We start from the raw sequence: 17,382 nt of genomic DNA on the forward strand, positions 1-17,382 counted from the left end.
GGCCGCGGTGACGGCCGGGAGCGCGGGGGCCGGCCTCGCGCGCGGCGCGGCCGCCCTGGCGGGGCCCGGCGCGGCCGCGAGGCCCTGCTGCCTCGCGGGCGCCCCCGGCGCGGCGGCTGCCGGCCGGGCCGAGGCGAGCCCGGGCACCTGGAAGAAGCGGGTGAGCTGCTGGAGCGCCTCGGCCTGGGAGGCCATCTCCTCCGCGGTCGAGCTGAGCTCCTCCGCGGCGGACGCGTTCCGCTGCGTGACCTGATCGACGACCGCCATCGCGCGGGCGACCTGCTCCACGCCCTGCGACTGCTCCTGCGACGCGGCCGCGACCTCCTGGACGAGCTCGGCGGTGCGCCGGATGGCCGGCACGAGCGCGGAGATGAGCCCCCCGGAGCGCTCGGCGACGCCGACGCTCGACCCCGCCATCGCGCCGATCTCCTTCGCCGCCTTCTGCGACCGCTCCGCGAGCTTGCGCACCTCGGTCGCGACCACCGCGAAGCCCTTGCCGTGATCGCCCGCGCGCGCCGCCTCGATCGCGGCGTTCAGCGCGAGCAGGTTGGTCTGGTAGGCGATCTCCTCGACGATCGAGACCCGCTCGGCGATGCCGCGCATGGCCACCACGGTCTCGCGGACCGCCGCGCCGCCCTCCTCCGCGTTCTGCGCGCCCTCCCGCGCGGTCGTCTCGGTGTGCAGGGAGCTCTCGGCGTTGCGCGAGATCGACGCGTTCATCTCCTCGAGCGAGCTCGTCGTCTCCTCCACGCTCGCGGCCTGCTCGCCGGTGCCCTGCGAGAGCGCCTGCGAGGTCTCGGAGACCTGGGCGGACGCGCTCGAGAGCGCCTCGGCGCCGGCGCGGACCTCGCCGATGACCTGCGCGAGCCGCGCCGTCATGTCGGCCATGGCCGCCTGCAGCCGCCCGACCTCGTCCCGCCGGTCCACCGCGAGCCGCAGCGTGAGGTCGCCGCCCGCGATCCGCTGCGCCGCTTCGACCGCGCCGGCGAGCGGCACCGTCACCGAGCGGGTCACGAGGGCCGCGAACAGCGCCGCGATCACGAGCGCCGCCCCGACGAGGGCGAGCGCCAGCGCGCGGGCGTCGGCGTAGGCCGCGTCCTGGCGGACCATGGCGGCCTCCATGCCGGCCTCCGCGCCCGCGACGATCCCGCCGCAGGTCTCCGCGAGCCGCTCGAGCCCCGGGTCGAGCTCGGTCTCCATGGCCCGGACCGCCCCGGCACGATCGCCCGACTCGAGGAGCCGCTCGACACGCTCGTGGTGGAGCTCGACCTCGCCGAGCAGGCGCTGCGTCTCCCCGAGGGCGCGCAGGTCGCCCTCGCCGGCGAGCTTCGCGAGCCGGCCGCGGAGCTCCTCGGCCCGGCGCCGCGCCTCGTCGAGGCCGGCGACCGCGGTGCGGACCCCGGCGGCGTCGTCGGCGAGCAGCATCTCGTCGGCGAACGTGGAGATCGCGCGCGCCTCCTTCTCGAGGGCATGGGCGAGCTGCGCCTTCGTCCAGACTCCGCGCGCGATCTCCTCGTTCAGCCGGTGCATGTCGGCCATGGCGCGGAGCCCGAGGCCCCCGACGCCGACGAGAAACGCGCACAGGATCCCGAATGCGACGGTGAGGCGCGTCCCGATGCTGAGGTTCTTCACGTGGTCCTCCCGCGGCTGCGTGCCGCGCGGGACCCCTTTGCGGGGCACGTGCCGCCGCGACGCGGCATTCGACCGCAGCGGCCGCGCCGAATCCGTCAGTGACTTCGCCACGTTGGCGCAGCCGTCCCCGGTCCGCGGTGTCCGGGTGAACACCTACCCTGGGTCCCCGGTCGGGGCCAAGGCAGCGTCCCAGGGCCCTACGAGCGACGGGCGCAGCGGCGAGACCGCTCGCGCAAAAGGCGGCGTCAGGCGAGCTCGGGCACGTGCCGCGCGAGCACCCCTCGGAGCTCGGCGAGGTCGGGCCGCCGCGCGAGCGCGTCGCGCACGTAGCGCAGCGAGGCGGGGATGGAGACGAGGAAGCCGGGGTTCCCCTTCACGCGGTCGATGAAGACGAAGCGGCCCGCGTCCTTGAGCTTGCGCTGCACCGTGAGGAGGTCGAACACCTCGCGGAAGGGCTCGTACGCGAGGCGCGGCCCGCCCTCGGCGGCGAGGCGGTCGAGGTAGCGGCGGAGCATCGCCTCGACGAACGCGCCCTCGAGCTCGACGTAGCTGTCGCGCAGGAGCGCGACGAGATCGTACTGGCGCGGGCCGAGGAGCGCGTCCTGGAAGTCGATCACCGCCTGCTCGCCGCCGGGCAGGACCATGAGGTTTCGCGACTGGTAGTCTCGGTGAGTGAATCCCTTGGGCTCCGCGTCGAGGGCGCGGGCGATCCGGTCGAAGTCGCGGTCCACCACCTCGCGCTCGCCCGGCGTGAGCGTCGCGCCCTTCCAGGCCTCGAGCAGCCACTCGCGGAAGTGATCGAGCTCCCAGCGGTAGAGGTCGAAGTCGAAGCTGCGCGTGAACGCGATCGAGCCCGCGGGGCGCGCCTCGGCGGCGGCGCGGAGCCGCGCGAGCTGGTCGACCGCGCGCTCGTAGAGCGGCGCCTTCGGGTCGCCGGCGAGCAGCCGCGTCTCCAGCATGTCGTCGCCGAGGTCCTCGAGGACCATGAGCCCCTCCGCCTCGTCGAAGGAGAGGATGCGCGGGACCCGGACGCCCAGGGAGGCGAGGTAGCGCTGCACGTCGACGAACGGGTTCTCGGCGGGCGCCCCGCCCTTCGTCACCTCCTCGGGCTTCGCGTCGGGCGGGAGCACCATCACGACGTGGGAGGCGGGGGGCGCGCCGACGCGCCAGTAGCTCCGCAGCGAAGCATGGCCCGCGAGGCGCCGGACCGGCACGTCGCCGGTGGCGCGGCCGGTCGCGCGCGCGATCGCGCCGCGGAGGCGCGCTTCCGTCAGGGGATCGTTCATCTGGGTCGTCTCTCCTGCCCGTCGTCCGGAGCCGGCGGGTCGCGTTGACGGGGCTGGAACCGCCTGCCTATAACGCGCGGTCACCGGCCGATCTGCCGCGGCGGCCTGGACGGAGCGCCCATGCCCTACCACGAAGACGTCCTCTCCGCGATCGGCCACACCCCGCTCGTCCGGCTCCGCAAGCTCGTCGGTCCCGAGGACGCGACGGTGCTCGTGAAGCTCGAGTACCTGAACCCGGGCGGCTCCATCAAGGACCGGATGGCGGTGCACATCATCGAGAAGGCGGAGAAGGCGGGGCTCCTCCGCAAGGGCGGCACCATCGTCGAGAACACGAGCGGGAACACCGGCGTCGGCGTCGCCATCGCGGCGGCGGTGAAGGGCTACCGCTGCATCTTCACGATGCCGGACAAGATGTCGAAGGAGAAGCAGGACACGCTGAAGGCGTTCGGCGCCCAGGTCGTCATCACGCCGACGAACGTGCCCGCCGACTCGCCGGACAGCTACTACTCGGTCGCGAAGCGCATCGCGGCGGAGACGCCGAACAGCTTCTACCTGAACCAGTACCACAACGTGGACAACATCGAGGCGCACTACCGGAGCACCGCGCCCGAGATCTGGGAGCAGACGGGCGGGCAGCTCGACGCCTTCGTCGCGGGGCTCGGCACCGGCGGGACGATGAGCGGGTGCGGGAAGTACTTCAAGGAGAAGAACCCCAGGATCCTGAACGTCGGCGCGGACCCGATCGGCTCCGTCTACCACTCGATGTTCAAGACCGGGAAGCTCTCGCAGCCGCACGTCTACAAGGTGGAGGGGATCGGCGAGGACATGATGTGCGGGGCCATGGACCTGTCGGTCCTCGACGACGTGCGCCAGGTGAACGACCAGCAGGCGTTCACGATGGGTCGCCGCCTCGCCCGCGAGGAGGGCATCTTCGCCGGCGGCTCCTCGGGCGCCGCCGTCCACGTGGCCGTGCAGCTCGCCCGCGAGCTCGGCAAGGGGAAGACCATCGTCGTGCCCCTCCCCGACGGCGGCCGCGCCTACATCTCGAAGATGTACTCGGACGAGTGGATGCGCGACAACGGCTTCGCCCTCGACGGCGCGGAGCCGGTCGCGAGCGCCACCGTGAAGGACGTGCTCGGGCGCCGGCGCGGCGAGGTGATCACCGCGCGCAAGACCGACAAGGTCGAGGTGGTGGTCCGGGCGATGAAGGAGCACGACATCTCCCAGATGCCCGTGGTCGACGACGCGGGCCGCGCCATCGGGATGATCCACGAGTACGACCTGCTCAACTTCCTCATCGAGGGGAAGCACCGGCTCACCGAGCAGGTCGAGCCGCTCGTCCAGCCGCTGCAGGGCGTCGTCGGCGCCGACACGCCCGTCGGGCGCCTGCGCGACATCTTCAACGACGACCACGTCGCGGTGGTGAAGGAGGGCGACCGCGTGACGGGCATCGTCACGAAGATCGACCTCATCGAGTTCCTGGGCGAGCGGCTCAAGTAGGCGCGCTCGACCGTCGGAGAGCCGTCGCAGGAGGCACACGCACATGGACGACCGGAAGCTCTCGTTCGAGACCCTCGCCATCCACGCCGGTCAGTCCCCGGACCCCACGACGGGCGCGATCATGACGCCCGTCTACCTCACCTCGACGTACGTGCAGGAGAGCCCGGGCGTCCACAAGGGCTTCGAGTACTCCCGCACGCAGAACCCGACCCGGCACGCGCTGCAGGACTGCCTCGCCGCGCTCGAGGGCGCGCGCCACGGGCTCGCGTTCGCCTCCGGGCTCGCCGCCACCGACGCGATCCTCCACCTCCTCGACGCGGGCGACCACGTCGTCGCCTCCGACGACGTGTACGGCGGCACCTTCCGCATCTTCGACAAGGTCTACCGCCGGCACGGCCTCTCGTTCACGTACGTCGACATGAGCGACGCGCGGAACGTCGAGCGCGCGCTCACGCCGCGCACGAAGCTCGTCTGGATCGAGAGCCCCACGAATCCGATGCTGAAGATCGTGGACCTCGCGGCGGTGGCCGCCATCGCCCGCGCGCACGGCGCGCGCACGGTGGTCGACAACACCTTCGCCACCCCGTACTTCCAGCGGCCGCTCGCGCACGGCATCGACCTCGTCGCGCACTCGACGACGAAGTACCTGAACGGCCACTCCGACGTGATCGGCGGGGCCGCGGCCACGAACGACCCGGAGCTCCACGAGCGCCTCAAGTTCCTGCAGAACGCGGTCGGCGGCGTGCCCTCGCCCATGGACAGCTTCCTCGTGCTGCGCGGGCTCAAGACCCTGCACGTCCGGATGGACCGGCACGCCGAGAACGCGCTCGCGATCGCGCGCTGGCTCGAGAGCCACCCCCAGGTCGAGCGCGTCACCTACCCCGGCCTCCCCTCGCACTCGCAGCACGCGCTCGCCCGCCGGCAGATGACGGGGTTCGGCGGCATGCTGACGTTCGTCATCCGCGGCGGCCTCGACGCGGCGCGCGCCTTCCTCCAGAACGTGCGCATCTTCGCGTGCGCGGAGTCGCTCGGCGGCGTCGAGAGCCTCATCGAGCACCCGGCCATCATGACGCACGCGTCGGTGCCGAAGGAGACGCGCGAGGCGCTCGGCATCGCGGACGGGTTCATCCGCGTCTCGGCCGGCATCGAGCGCGCGGACGACCTGCTCGCGGACCTCGAGCGCGGCTTCGCGGCGGCGAAGCGGGCGTAGCTCCGCCGTCCGGCTCAGCCCTCCGCCCGCGCCGCCTCGGGCGCGGCGCTGCTCACCGGGAGGCGCGGGAAGCGCGTCGCGACGAGGAGCGCCGTCGCCGCGATGCCGGCGACGCTCCAGAACACGACGCCCATCGCCCCCTGCAGCGCGCCGCCCACCGCGGCGATCTCCGCCGGCGCGAGCGAGGCGCGCTCGGCGCCGAGCAGCTTCTCGGCGACGCCCGGCGCGGCGCCGGCGCGGCCGAGGGCCGCCGCGAGCACGGCGCCGAGGAGGCCGACCGAGAGCGTGCCGCCGATCGTCCGGAAGAACAGGGTGCTCGCGGTGGCCACGCCGCGCCGGTTCCAGGCCACGCTCGTCTGCACCGCGAGGATGAGCGGCGTGTTGGCGAGCCCGAGCCCGACGCCGTACGCGAAGGTGAGGACCTGCGGCACGAGCACGCTCGTCCCGGGCCTGAGGAGCAGCGCCAGCCCCGCACCCGCGACCGCGCTCGTCGCCAGGCCGCCGAGCAGGAGCCGCCGGTACCCGAGGCGCGGCAGGAGCCGGCCCGCGAGCGTGCTCGCGAGGGGCCAGCCGACGGCCATCGGCGCGATGGCCGCGCCCGCGGTGGTGGGCGAGCCGCCCAGGATGGCCTGCACCCAGAGCGGCACGTAGGTGACCATCGCGAGCATGGCCGCGCCGAGCAGCGCGCCGGTCGCGGACGAGACCGCCATCACCCGCTGCGCGAAGAGATCGAGCGGGAGGAGCGGCTCGGGCGCGCGCCGCTCCACCACGAGGAACGCCGCGAGCGCGGCCGCCGCGACGGGGAGCGCCGCGAGCCCCGCCGCGCTCGAGCGCGCCGCGGCGAGGAGCGCCACGACCGCCACGGAGAGGAGCGCGGCGCCGCCGAGATCGAGCCGGTGCGGGTGGCGCTCGGGGCGCTCGTGGTAGGCGACCGCCAGCACCGCGGCGCTCGCGAGGCCGAAGGGCAGGTTCACCCAGAAGATCCAGCGCCACCCGAGCGTGTGGACGATGGCGCCGCCGAGCACCGGCCCGACGAGGCCCGCGATCCCCCACACCGCGCCGAAGATGCCCTGCATGCGCGCGCGCTCGCGGAGCTCGAACAGGTCGCCGATGATCGTGAGCGAGACCGGCTGGATCGCGCCCGCGCCGAGGCCCTGGATGGCGCGCCACGCGATGAGCGCGCCCATGCTCCCGGCGAAGCCGCACCCGCTCGACCCGAGCAGGAAGAGCGCGATCCCCGCGAGGAGTACGGGCTTGCGGCCGTGGAGGTCCGCGAGCTTGCCGTGGATGGGCACCGTGACCGTCGCGGTGAGCATGTACGCGGCGAAGGCCCAGGCGTAGAGGGCGAGCCCGCCGAGCTCGCCGACCACCGTCGGCATCGCCGTCGAGACGACCGTCATCTCCATGGCGGCGAGGAACGTGCCGAGGAGCACGGAGACCACGGTGAGGGGACGGCTCGTCGCGCGCATGGAGGCGGACCCCTTAGCGCCGCCTGGCGAGAAGGTCAATCCGGCCCCACCGCGCGCATCCCCGCGGGCTGCGCCTTCCCTGGCGCAGCGCACGTTCCGCGCTACATTGCCGCGCATGGTCTCCCCCGCCGCGACCGTGCTCACGCTCATGGCCCTCGCCCTCCCGCCCTCCCGCCCCGCGATCCCTCCCCCGCCGCAGGCGCTCCGCCCCGCCGCGGCCCGCGCCGTGAAGGCGCTCGTGGCGAGGCACGGCGAGGCCGAGCGCGCGCGGGCCGAGCGCGGCGTCGCCCAGGCCGCCGCGTTCTGGCGGCCCGCCGACGGGGACGCGAAGGCGTTCGAGGCGTTCTGCGCCGAGCACTTCCTCCCCGCGGGCGAGGCGCTCGACGCGACGTTTGCGCGCCTCGAGGCGTCGTTCGAGGCGCTCGACGGGCACGCCCTCGAGATCTCCCGCGAGCTGTCGCGCTACGCCCAGCTCGACGAGGGGCCGATGCGGCCGGTGGACGCGCTCCTCGCCGCCTACGACGCCTCGGCCCACGCGATCGACGACCTCTTCGAGGGCAAGGTCGCGTTCGTGGCGCTCCTCAACTTCCCGCTCACCACGCTCGACGAGCGGCTCTCGGCCGGCGCGGGCTGGTCGCGGCGCGCCTGGGCCGAGGCGCGGCTCGCGAACCGCTTCGCGCGGCGCGTGCCGGCGGCGGTGAACCAGGGCATCGCCCGCGCCTCGGCGGACGCCGACCTCTACATCGCCGACTACAACCTCTTCATGCACCACGTGCTCGCCGAGGACGGGCAGCGCCTCTTCCCCAAGGGGAAGCGGCTCCTGTCCCACTGGAACCTGCGGGACGAGCTCAAGGCGCAGTACGCGCAGCCGGACGGCCTCGCGCGCCAGCGCGTGATCGCGAAGGCGATGGAGCGGATCGTCACGCAGACGATCCCCGCGGCGGTCGTGAACGATCCCGCGGTGGACTGGAACCCGTTCACGAACGAGGTGCGCCCCGCGCCCGCCGAGACGGTCGAGCCGGGCGCCGCCCCGCGCGCGGCGGCCGCGAAGGCCTCCGCGGCGCGCGAGCCGGACACCCGCTACGCGAAGATCCTCGCGAACTTCCGCGCGGTGAAGGCGGCCGATCCCTACTCGCCCTCCGCCCCCACCTACATCGCGCGGAAGTTCGAGCTCGAGCGCGAGATCCCGGAGGCGCGGGTCGTCGCGATGCTGGAGGAGGTGCTGGGCGCCCCCGAGATCGGGCGCATCGCGCGGCTCGTGGAGCAGCGCCTCGGGCGCAAGCTCGAGCCGTTCGACGTCTGGTACGCCGGGTTCAAGCCGCGCATCGAGCGGTCCGAGGCGGACCTCGACCGGCTGACGCGGAGCCGCTACCCCTCCGCGCTTGCGTTCGCGACGGAGCTGCCGGTCACGCTGCAGAAGCTCGGCTTCTCGGAGGAGAAGTCCCGCTTCCTTTCGGCCCACATCGCGGTCGATCCCGCCCGCGGCTCCGGCCACGCGATGGAGGCGGCCCGCCGCGGCGACCAGGCCCACCTGCGCACGCGCGTCGGTGCGGACGGCATGGACTACAAGGGCTTCAACATCGCGATCCACGAGCTCGGCCACAACGTCGAGCAGACGTTCTCGCTCTACGGCGTCGACCACACCCTCCTGCGCGGCGTCCCCAACACCGCCTTCACGGAGGCGATCGCGTTCGTCTTCCAGGCGCGCGACCTCGAGGTGCTGGGGCTCCCGCCGCCGTCTGCCGACGCGAAGCGGGTCCTCGCGCTGAACGACCTCTGGGCCGCGTACGAGATCGCCGGGGTGGCGCTCGTCGACCTCGGCATGTGGCACTGGATGTACGACCACCCGAAGGCGACGCCGGCCGAGCTGCGCGAGGCGACGCTGCGCCTCGCGCGAGACGTGTGGAATCGCTGGTACGCGCCGGTGTTCGGCGTGCGGGACGTGCTCATCCTGGCGATCTACTCGCACCTCGTCTCGAACCTGCTCTACCTGCCCGACTACCCCATCGGCCACCTCATCGCGGCGCAGCTCGAGGAGCACCTCGAGAAGCTCCCGCCGGGCAAGCGGCTCGGCGACGAGATCGAGCGCATCACGATCCAGGGGACCCTCGCGCCCGACCTCTGGATGAAGGGCGCGACGGGCGAGCCGGTCTCGGCGCAGCCGCTCATCCGCGCCGCGGCGCGCGCGCTCGAGCGGAGCTGAGGTCCCTCGGAGCCGGCGGCAGCAGCCGGCCGGCGCGGGATCGTTCAGGCCCGCGCGGCGACGTCCCGGGCGCCTCCGCACATCCACGCGCGCGCCGCGTCGGCCGTGCCGATGAACATGCGCCGCGCTCCGGGCGCGTCGTCGTACATGAACACGAGGCCGTTCACGCGGAACGTCACCTCGAACTCGTCCCAGCCGACGTCGCGCGCGTCGCACGGTTCTCCGGGCAGCGCGATCCACAGCCGCCCGCTCGCCTCGTCGCGGCACGGCCGGCCGCGCCTCGCCTCGGCCCAGTGCCGGATCTCCGTGACCGCCTGCGTGGCGCGCAGCATGTGAGGCCTCCTCGACGCGAGTGAGATCCATAACGCTCGAGCCCCCACGCGCACGCCCCGCCGCGGGCGCCTCCGATGCGCATCGTCCTCCCATGGCCAACAACGAATGGACCGACAGCGCGGCGGATGCGGCGGCGAGGGCGGCGCAGCGTCGGGAGACCGGCGGGGCGAGCGTACCGGCCGGCGGGGCGCACGCCCCCGCGGACGTGACGATTCCCGGGCGGCCGGAGCAGGAGGGGCGGACGCCCGGCCGCGAGGTGGGCGCCGACGTGAACGCTCCACCGAGGGCGGAGCCGGAGCAGCAGGTGCCAGGCCGGCGCGGTGCCGCTCCGGAGATCTCTCCGCCGGTGCGCGACCCGACCCCCGAGGAGGCGCCCGAGCTCCTGGGCGAACGCTCCGACTACCCGCTCCTCTACGGGGAGGACCCGGGCGACATCGGGCAGTGAGCAGGTCGAGCGTGGCGCTCGCGCTCCCTTCGCGGGCCGGCGAGCGGGCGGGCGGCTCCGACGCAAGGGCCCGCTCCCGGACACCCCGGCGCCGGGGCCGGCGGTCGAGCGTCCTTCGCAGCGGGACGCCTCCTGCCGGAACCTCCGCGCCGCCGGTGCGCCGCGCGACGCCCCGTGGTTAGGCTCTGTTCGGATCGCGCGGGAGGGACCGATGGGCGGGAGGCGGGGACGCGGCGCGTGGATGATGGGCGGACTCGGGGTGGTGGCGGCGGGCGCAGGCCTCGCGTGGATGGCCGATCCCCGCAGGCGTGGCGTGCTCGCCCGCAGCGCGGGGCGCGCGCTCCACGACGCGGAGGACTTCGTCGAGAGCGGGGCGCGCGACCTCGGCCATCGCGCGGCCGGCGCGGCGCACGAAGCGCGGGCGCGCCTCGCGCACGAGCTCCCCGACGACGACGTCCTGGCGGAGCGGGTCCGCGCGCGGCTCGGACACCTCACCGACCACGCGCACGCGATCCGCGTGACCGCGAACGACGGCGAGGTGGTGCTCGAGGGGCCGGTGTTCAGCGTCGAGCATGCGGCGCTCCTCGCCGGCGTGCGCATGGTGCGCGGGGTCCGCCGGGTGCACGACCGGATGAAGTCCCACGAGACCGCGGACGTGCGGGCGCTCCAGGGCCTCGGCCCGCGCCGGCGTGCCCGCGGCGCGATCCTGCCCATCTCCTCGCCCGCCTACCGCCTCGCGGCGGGGGCCGCGGGCGCGTTCCTCGTCGGGCGCGCCCTGCTCCGCGGCGGGCTCGGCCGGATCCCCGCCGGGCTCGTCGGCGCGTCGCTGCTCGGGCGCGTCCTCGGCGACGCCGGCGAGTCGCGGCGCGCCGACGCGCGCGAGGAGGCGGCGCTCGCGGGGCGCGGCCGGACCACGCCCGCCGGCGCGCAGGCTCGGTCGCGGCGCGCGCCGGAGGTCCACGAGGTGAAGAGCCCCGCGGAGCTCGAGCCGGGCCTCGCGTCGGCGCGGCCCGACCCGCTCCGGCCCGGGCGCGTCGACAGGCCCGATCTGCACGCGCAGGCGGGGAGGTCCGGTGAGGGAGGCGCGGCGGAGGACGTCGCGGAGCACGAGCTCGTGCACGTCGCGCCGCACGAGGGCTTCTCCGCCCCGCCCAAGGACGCCCACGTCCGCGAGGAGGACCTCGGGGCGGCGCTGCCGCACGAGGACGAGGAGCGATAGGCGAAGCTCGGGCCGCGGCGGATCGGTGACCCCGGAAGGCGCGCTTGCGCGCGCGCCCGGTCCGGGGCTTCATCGGGGGATGCACCTCTTCTCCCCGCTCACCCTCCGCTCCCTCACCCTCCGGAACCGGATCGCGGTGTCGCCGATGTGCCAGTACTCGGCCGTCGACGGACGCGCCAACGACTGGCACCTCGTCCACCTGGGCGCGCGCGCCGCCGGCGGCGCGGGGCTCGTCATGTTCGAGGCGACCGCGGTGGAGGCCCGGGGCCGCATCTCCCCGGCCGATCTCGGGCTCTGGGACGACGCCCAGGTGGAGCCCCTCGCGCGGATCGTGCGCTTCATCGAGGGCCAGGGCGCCGCGAGCTGCCTGCAGCTCGCCCACGCCGGCCGGAAGGCCTCGACCGCGCCGCCGTGGGAGGGAGGCGCGCAGCTCGGCCGGAGCGCCGGCGGGTGGCAGCCGGTGGCGCCGAGCGCGCTGCCGTTCAGGGACGGCGATGCGGCGCCGCACGCGCTCGACGCGGGCGAGCTCCGCGGCGTGGTCCACGCGTTCGCCGCCGCGGCGCGGCGCGCGGCGGCGGCGGGGTTCCGGGCCGTCGAGATCCACGCGGCGCACGGCTACCTCCTCCACCAGTTCCTCTCGCCGCTCTCGAACCGCCGCACCGACGCCTACGGCGGGCCGTTCGAGAACCGGACCCGGCTCCTGCGCGAGGTGGTGGCCGCGGTGCGCGCGGAGTGGCCCGAGCCGCTCCCGGTGATCCTGCGGATCTCCGCGACGGACTGGGCAGAGGGCGGCTGGGACGTCGAGCAGTCGGTGGAGCTCGCCCGCGGCCTCGCCCCGCTCGGCGTCGAGCTCGTCGACGTCTCGTCGGGCGGGCTCGTCCCCACCGCGAAGGTGCCCGCCGGACCGGGCTACCAGACCGGCTTCGCCGAGCGCATCCGCCGCGAGGCGCACGTCGCGACGGGGGCCGTCGGGATGATCAGCGCCCCCGAGCAGGCGGACCACGTGATCCGCTCCGGGCAGGCGGACCTCGTGCTCATGGCCCGCGAGCTGCTTCGCGATCCGCACTTCCCGCTGCGCGCGGCGGGGACGCTCGGGCAGGACGGGCCCTGGCCGAAGCAGTACCTCCGCGCGCGCTGAGCGTCGCGGCGAGGCCCACCGCGGCGGCGAGCGCCCCGAGGAGCGTGAGCGGCGGGAGCCGGCCCGGCCACGTCGCCGGCGCGAACCAGCCGGGCGCGCCGAGCGCGGCGCAGTGCACCCCGACGAGCGCGAGCGCGCCCTGGGCCGCCAGGCGCGCGGCGCCGGCGGCGAGCGCCGCCGGGCGCGCGAGCCGGAGCGCCCCGAAGGCGACGAGGGCGCTCGCACCGCACAGCACGGCGAGCTCCCCGGAGGCGCTGAGCCGGCCCGACGGCGCGTAGAGGCTCGCGAGGTAGGCGGGGCGGAGGAGCACCACCGACGCGAGCGCGTGGAGCGCCGCGGCGAGGAGGGCCGCCGTGCGCGCGGCGCTCCGCCACGCGGCCCGCGGACGCGCCGCGGCCGCGCCGACGAGGAGCACCGCGACGACGGCGAGCGCCTTGTTCGTCACGTACAGCGGCACGCTCGCGAGCGGCTCTCCCTTCACGAGGACGTACCGCACGAAGGCGTAGGCGAAGCAGCCCGCGAAGGCGAGCGCGCCCGCCACCGCCGGCTTCCACCCGAGCGCCGCCTCGCGGGCCGGGGCCGCGGGAGCGGCGAGCGCGGCCCGGAGGGCGGACCGCGCCGCGCGGGGCCGCGCGCGGGCGGAGAGGCGGGCGCAGCCGCGGGAGGCGTGGGGCGCCGTCACGGGCGCCTCCGGAGCAGGGCGACCCCGGCGATGGCGAGGAGCGAGGACAGCGTCGCGGCGCCGCCGCCGAGACCGCAGCCGCCGCCGGCGCTGCCGCTCGCCGCGCCCGCGGCCGGCGGGGCCGGCGTGTCGGTCTGCCCCGACCCGCCCGGCGTCGGCCCCGGCGTCGCGGGGGTCTCGGCGAGCGGCGAGGGGTGCGTGAGCGTCACGGAGTCGAACGCGTTGCCGTCCACGTCCCGCGCCTCGAGCGTGAGCGTGTTCGCCGTCACGTCCACCTCGACGAAGTGGTGTGTCGCGCGCGAGAACGCGGTGAAGTCGCTCGCACCCACCGTGTAGAGCGGCGCGCCCGCGCCGCCGGTCACGACGTACGTCACGCCGCCGTCTGCGGGCTGTCCTCCCACCATCGGCCGGCTGCGCTCGTAGTCGTGATCGTGGCCGTTCAGCACGAGATCCACGCCGTACTTCTCGAAGATGGGGCCCCACCGCTGGCGCAGCCCCGTGTCGCTGCCGTGCTCGCCGGAGGAGTACGGCGGGCGGTGGAACGCGACCACCGTCCAGCGGATGTCGGGGTTGCTCGCCGCGCGCGCCAGGTCGGCCTCGAGCCACTGGTCCTGGGCGTCGCCGGCCGTGCCGGCGGGCTCGGTGAAGAGCACGACGAAGTGGGTGTTGCCGTAGTCGAACGAGGAGTACGCCTCGTCCTCGTAGCCGGCGGCGCTCGGCGCGTGGCGCGGCAGCGCGAGCTGCGCGAAGAAGAGGCCGCCGCCGATGTCGTGGTTTCCGGCGGCGGACACGAACGGAGTCGTCGAGACGAGGGGCTCCATCGTCGTGAACCACCCGTCCCAGAGGGACTGCGTCCCGCCGCTCTCGACGAGGTCCCCCGAGTCGATCGAGAACGCCGGCTGGGACCGCTGCACGGCCGCGCGCACCTGCGCGCGCGCGGCGTCGTCCGTACGGCTGTCGCCGAAGGCGGCGAAGCGGAAGCTCGCGCTCGCCGAGGGCGTCGGTCCCGTCGTGAACGTGCGATCCGCGGACCAGCTCGCCGCGCTGCCGCACCGGAAGTGATAGGCGGTCCCCGCGGAGAGGCCGGTGAGCTGCGCCTCGTGCAGGTACGATCCCTGGTACGCGACCGACGCCGCAGCCTGCGTCTGGCCGTAGCCGGTGTCGCCCCCGTACTCGACCGCGCCGGTGGGCTCGCTGGAGCGCCAGGCGACGGTCATCGTGGTGTCGGTCGGCCCCTGCCAGCCGAGGTGGATCTGCGACGGTGCCGCGAGCGCGGGCGCCGCAGCCAGAAGGGTAGGCAGAAGGAGGAAAACCCGTGCATTCATCCGACCTCCGGACGGGAGAGCGGGACCTCGCCCGATCACCCGTGTCCCGGTTCGAACGCCCGCCCGGCCGGGAAACATCCCCTGGCGCGTGAGAGGCCACGAGCGGTTCCCTCCTCCGAGGGGAGGCAGCGGTCCCCGATCTCTCGAGTCGCATGCAATCGCCCGCGATGGCAGAGCGCATCACCGCTCGAGTCGAGCGAGGGATGCGTCGCAGGCTCAGGGGGCAGCACTTCAGTAGCGACCGGCCAGGTACGCCCAGCGCGCCGCGATCCAGCCGCGGGTGTACGCGAGCTCCTCCTCGCGCGACGGCCAGCCCACCCGCCCCTCTCGCGCGAAGAACGCGGCTTGCGCGTAGCGCCAGCGCGCCTCGTCGCGCGCCCCGGCGGCCTCGGTCTGCGCGGCGAGCGTGTCGAACGCGGCGAGCACGTCCGCGACGGGGACCCGCTCGCGCACCGCGGCGCCCAGCCGCGCGCGCGTGCCGGCGGCGAACGGCGGCGCGAGGAGCCGCCGGAAGAGGCCGTTCTCCCAGACGAACTCCTCGCCCGAGTCCGCCGCCTGGTGCTTTGTTTGCCACTCCTGGCCCAGGCTCGCGCCGTAGTCCCAGATCGTCGCGCGCCACGGACCGCCGGCGGGGTCGTGGAAGAGGAAGACGTTCTTCCGGGCGCAGTCGGAGGAGCGCGCGAGCATCACCATCACCCACCAGTCGCGCAGCTCGTCGACGTCGGCCACGGCCGCGAGGCGCGCCGCGAACGTCGCGTCGTCAGCGGTGGCGACGAGCTCGACGAGGGCGTCGAGATCGTCGAAGGCGCCGGGCTCGCCCTGCAGCGGCGTGCCCTCCTCCTTCTCGTAGCCGTCGTGCCAGGTGAGCTTCGGCTGGCCCTCGTTGCTGGTCGCGTAGAAGTTCGCGAGGTTCGTCTTCGACTGGTACAGGTTCCCGTCGCCGTCGAGCCCGTGCTCGCTCAGCACCTGCCCGCCGATCTTCTCGCTCATCATGTAGACGCCGCGGTACTCGCCGTTCACGTAGAGCACGGCGCTGGCCGTGCGGACGTCGATGGGCCGGTCGGCGACGCGCCTCCAGAGCCCGAGCGCCAGCCGATCGCGGATCTGCGTCACGTCGTCGAACGTCGTGACGAGCAGGAGCTTCTTCCGCGCGGGGAAGCCGAGCAGCGGATCCGAGAACTGGGCGGTGTCGGGGAACGAGAGCGTGTAGCTCTTCTTCGGGAAGTCGGCGGAGCGCGTGCCGCGGTACTTCACCTCGATGCCGCGGGTCCGGCCGCGGTAGGTGAGCGAGGCCGGCACGTAGGTGGTGAAGTTCACGGTGCCGTCGACGCGCAGGTGGAAGACGGGCAGTCCGTACTCCTCGGTGTAGCGGGCGGGGTCGGGCGGAGCGTTCCCGGGCGCGTCCCACCGATCGGCCACGCCCACGCGGAGGAGCGCCTCCCCGTCGCCGGGCACGCGCACGACGACGTCGTACACGCCCGCATCGGCCAGCCCGGTCTTCCAGGAGATGGTCCCGGCCGCGAGGTCGAGCAGCGCTCCTGCGGGCAAGCCCTCGAGCACCGACGAGGCGGGCAGGGGCTCGTTGCCCGAGCAGGCGACCGTGAGCCGGAGCGCGTCGCCCTCCAGGATCCAGGCGGGTCCGGTGATCTTCATCCCGCACGAGGTGGGCGGAGGCGGAGGTGGAGGAGGAGGCGGCGGCGGAACGATCGGGAGGCCGTCGCCGTCCGAGGTGTCGTGGATGGGAGGGGAGCTGCACGCCGCCGATAGCGCGAGCAGGGCGGTGGCCGCGAGCAGGGTGGCCTTCCGTCGGGTCATGCTACCTCCGGCCTCTCCGCTCACCGTGGAGCGGCGCCGCGCAGGGCGCACCTGCTCGACTGGGAGCCGACCCGGCGGCGCCTCGGACGGTGCACCCGGCGTGGGCGGCGGGCCGCCCACCGGGGAGCGCGACCCGGAGGCGGGCGCACGGCGGGGTGAAGAAGTAGCCGCTCCGGCCACGGCCGCGTAGGTTCGTCCCGTGCGCATGGGCCGCTACGACATCACCACCGTGGTCGACGCCTGGTTCGCGCTCGACGGGGGGGCGATGTTCGGGATCGTCCCCCGGCCACTGTGGGAGAAGAAGCTCGCCCCGGATGCGCGGAACCGGATCCGGCTCGCCGCGCGCTGCCTCGTCGCGATCGACCGGGACGCGCGCCGCGTCATCGTCGTGGACGACGGCTTGGGCGACAAGTGGGACCCGAAGCGCTCCGACATCTACGCGATCGATCGCTCCGCCGGAGGGCTCGACGCCGGGCTGGCCCGGCTCGGCCTCTCGCGCGACGACGTCACGGACGTCCTCCTCACCCACCTGCACTTCGATCACGCCGGCGGCACGACCCGGCGCGGCGCGGGCGGCCGGCTCGAGCTGTCCTTCCCGCGGGCGACGTACCACCTGCAGCGGCGCAACTGGCTGTGGGCACACGCGCCGTCCGACCGCGACGCGGGGAGCTTCCTGCCCGACGACTTCGCGCTGCTGCAGCACTCGAACCGGCTCCACCTCATCGACGGCGACGAGTCGCCCTTCCCCGACGTGGACCTCATCCTCTCCGAGGGCCACACCGTCGGGCAGCAGCTCCCGCGGTTCCGCGGGGAGGGCACGCACCTCGTGTTCTGCGGCGACATCATCCCGACGCACGCGCACCTCCGGCCGAGCTGGGTGATGGGGTACGACCTGTTCCCGGTCACCACCGTGGAGGAGAAGAAGGTGCTCCTCGCCGAGGTGCTCGAGGACGAAGGCGTGCTGGTGTTCGAGCACGATCCGCTCATGGCGGGGTGCCGGCTGCGCGAGGAGGCGGGGCAGCCGGTGTTCCACGAGGCGGTGGAGCTTTGACGCCGGGCCGCGCGACGGCGCGCTCCGCGGGCCGCTCCGGCGCGGCCTCGGCCGGCTCCGGCCGGGCTCGCGCG

At 74.7% G+C, this 17,382-nt stretch carries 14 protein-coding genes; 7 read left to right on the plus strand and 7 right to left on the minus strand.

Translation table 11 applies throughout. From position 1 onward, the window contains the following. Nucleotides 1-1,632 (minus strand): methyl-accepting chemotaxis protein (locus MLV88_RS12125; RefSeq protein ID WP_243337598.1); only part of this gene is annotated, 1,632 nt, incomplete at its 3' end. Nucleotides 1,633-1,877: 245 nt separating this feature from the next. After that, nucleotides 1,878-2,918 (minus strand): aminoglycoside phosphotransferase family protein, encoded by a 1,041-nt coding sequence (locus tag MLV88_RS12130; protein ID WP_242341117.1) that lies wholly within the window; start codon nucleotides 2,916-2,918, stop codon nucleotides 1,878-1,880. Nucleotides 2,919-3,038: 120 nt separating this feature from the next. Here MLV88_RS12130 and MLV88_RS12135 point away from each other — a divergent pair, with 120 nt between their 5' ends. Together MLV88_RS12135 and MLV88_RS12140 are read left to right on the plus strand one after the other, a co-directional pair. Beyond that, nucleotides 3,039-4,418: a pyridoxal-phosphate dependent enzyme gene (locus tag MLV88_RS12135; protein ID WP_242341118.1), complete on the plus strand. Its 1,380-nt coding sequence runs from the start codon at nucleotides 3,039-3,041 to the stop codon at nucleotides 4,416-4,418. 43 nt (nucleotides 4,419-4,461) lie between these two features. After that, entirely contained in the window at nucleotides 4,462-5,628 is a 1,167-nt protein-coding gene (locus MLV88_RS12140; protein ID WP_242341119.1) for a cystathionine gamma-synthase, read from the plus strand. 14 nt (nucleotides 5,629-5,642) lie between these two features. Here the strand turns inward: MLV88_RS12140 and MLV88_RS12145 are convergent, their stop codons facing one another. Then, nucleotides 5,643-7,097: an MDR family MFS transporter gene (locus MLV88_RS12145; RefSeq protein ID WP_242341120.1), complete on the minus strand. Its 1,455-nt coding sequence runs from the start codon at nucleotides 7,095-7,097 to the stop codon at nucleotides 5,643-5,645. A gap of 115 nt (nucleotides 7,098-7,212) precedes the next feature. On the opposite strand from MLV88_RS12145, the gene MLV88_RS12150 reads away from it, so the two are divergent. Next, the gene (locus MLV88_RS12150; protein WP_242341121.1) at nucleotides 7,213-9,300 is read left to right on the plus strand and encodes a hypothetical protein; all 2,088 of its coding nucleotides are present in this window, start codon (nucleotides 7,213-7,215) and stop codon (nucleotides 9,298-9,300) included. A gap of 44 nt (nucleotides 9,301-9,344) precedes the next feature. Here MLV88_RS12150 and MLV88_RS12155 read toward each other — a convergent pair whose 3' ends face one another. Further along, the gene (locus MLV88_RS12155; protein WP_242341122.1) at nucleotides 9,345-9,632 is read right to left on the minus strand and encodes a P-loop NTPase family protein; all 288 of its coding nucleotides are present in this window, start codon (nucleotides 9,630-9,632) and stop codon (nucleotides 9,345-9,347) included. A 92-nt stretch (nucleotides 9,633-9,724) separates the two neighbouring features. Here MLV88_RS12155 and MLV88_RS12160 point away from each other — a divergent pair, with 92 nt between their 5' ends. The 3 genes from MLV88_RS12160 (at nucleotide 9,725) to MLV88_RS12170 (ending at nucleotide 12,435) form a co-directional block, all read left to right on the plus strand. Then, the gene (locus MLV88_RS12160) at nucleotides 9,725-10,078 is read left to right on the plus strand and encodes a hypothetical protein (RefSeq protein WP_242341123.1); all 354 of its coding nucleotides are present in this window, start codon (nucleotides 9,725-9,727) and stop codon (nucleotides 10,076-10,078) included. A 241-nt stretch (nucleotides 10,079-10,319) separates the two neighbouring features. After that, nucleotides 10,320-11,297: a BON domain-containing protein gene (locus MLV88_RS12165; protein WP_242361873.1), complete on the plus strand. Its 978-nt coding sequence runs from the start codon at nucleotides 10,320-10,322 to the stop codon at nucleotides 11,295-11,297. Between the two features lie 79 nt (nucleotides 11,298-11,376). Beyond that, nucleotides 11,377-12,435 carry an NADH:flavin oxidoreductase/NADH oxidase gene (locus MLV88_RS12170; protein ID WP_242341596.1) on the plus strand — a complete coding sequence of 353 codons (1,059 nt, stop codon included), beginning with the start codon at nucleotides 11,377-11,379 and terminating at the stop codon, nucleotides 12,433-12,435. Here MLV88_RS12170 and MLV88_RS12175 read toward each other — a convergent pair. The 3 genes from MLV88_RS12175 to MLV88_RS12185 form a co-directional block, all read right to left on the minus strand. Further along, a complete protein-coding gene (locus tag MLV88_RS12175) occupies nucleotides 12,332-13,117 on the minus strand; it encodes a hypothetical protein (RefSeq protein WP_243337600.1) in 786 nt (261 codons plus the stop codon). The two genes, MLV88_RS12170 and MLV88_RS12175, sit on opposite strands and share 104 nt — an antisense overlap. Further along, nucleotides 13,114-14,442, minus strand: a complete 1,329-nt coding sequence (locus tag MLV88_RS12180) for a purple acid phosphatase family protein (protein WP_243337602.1) — start codon at nucleotides 14,440-14,442, stop codon at nucleotides 13,114-13,116. The genes MLV88_RS12175 and MLV88_RS12180 overlap by 4 nt, the downstream gene beginning before the upstream one ends. Nucleotides 14,443-14,673: 231 nt before the next feature. After that, the gene (locus MLV88_RS12185; RefSeq protein WP_243337604.1) at nucleotides 14,674-16,257 is read right to left on the minus strand and encodes a CotH kinase family protein; all 1,584 of its coding nucleotides are present in this window, start codon (nucleotides 16,255-16,257) and stop codon (nucleotides 14,674-14,676) included. 205 nt (nucleotides 16,258-16,462) lie between these two features. Here MLV88_RS12185 and MLV88_RS12190 point away from each other — a divergent pair, with 205 nt between their 5' ends. Next, the gene (locus tag MLV88_RS12190; RefSeq protein WP_242340951.1) at nucleotides 16,463-17,308 is read left to right on the plus strand and encodes an MBL fold metallo-hydrolase; all 846 of its coding nucleotides are present in this window, start codon (nucleotides 16,463-16,465) and stop codon (nucleotides 17,306-17,308) included. The last annotated feature ends 74 nt before the right edge of the window (nucleotides 17,309-17,382 follow it).

Source organism: Anaeromyxobacter soli (assembly GCF_022808855.1).
Taxonomy (GTDB): Bacteria; Myxococcota; Myxococcia; order Myxococcales; family Anaeromyxobacteraceae; genus Anaeromyxobacter; species Anaeromyxobacter soli.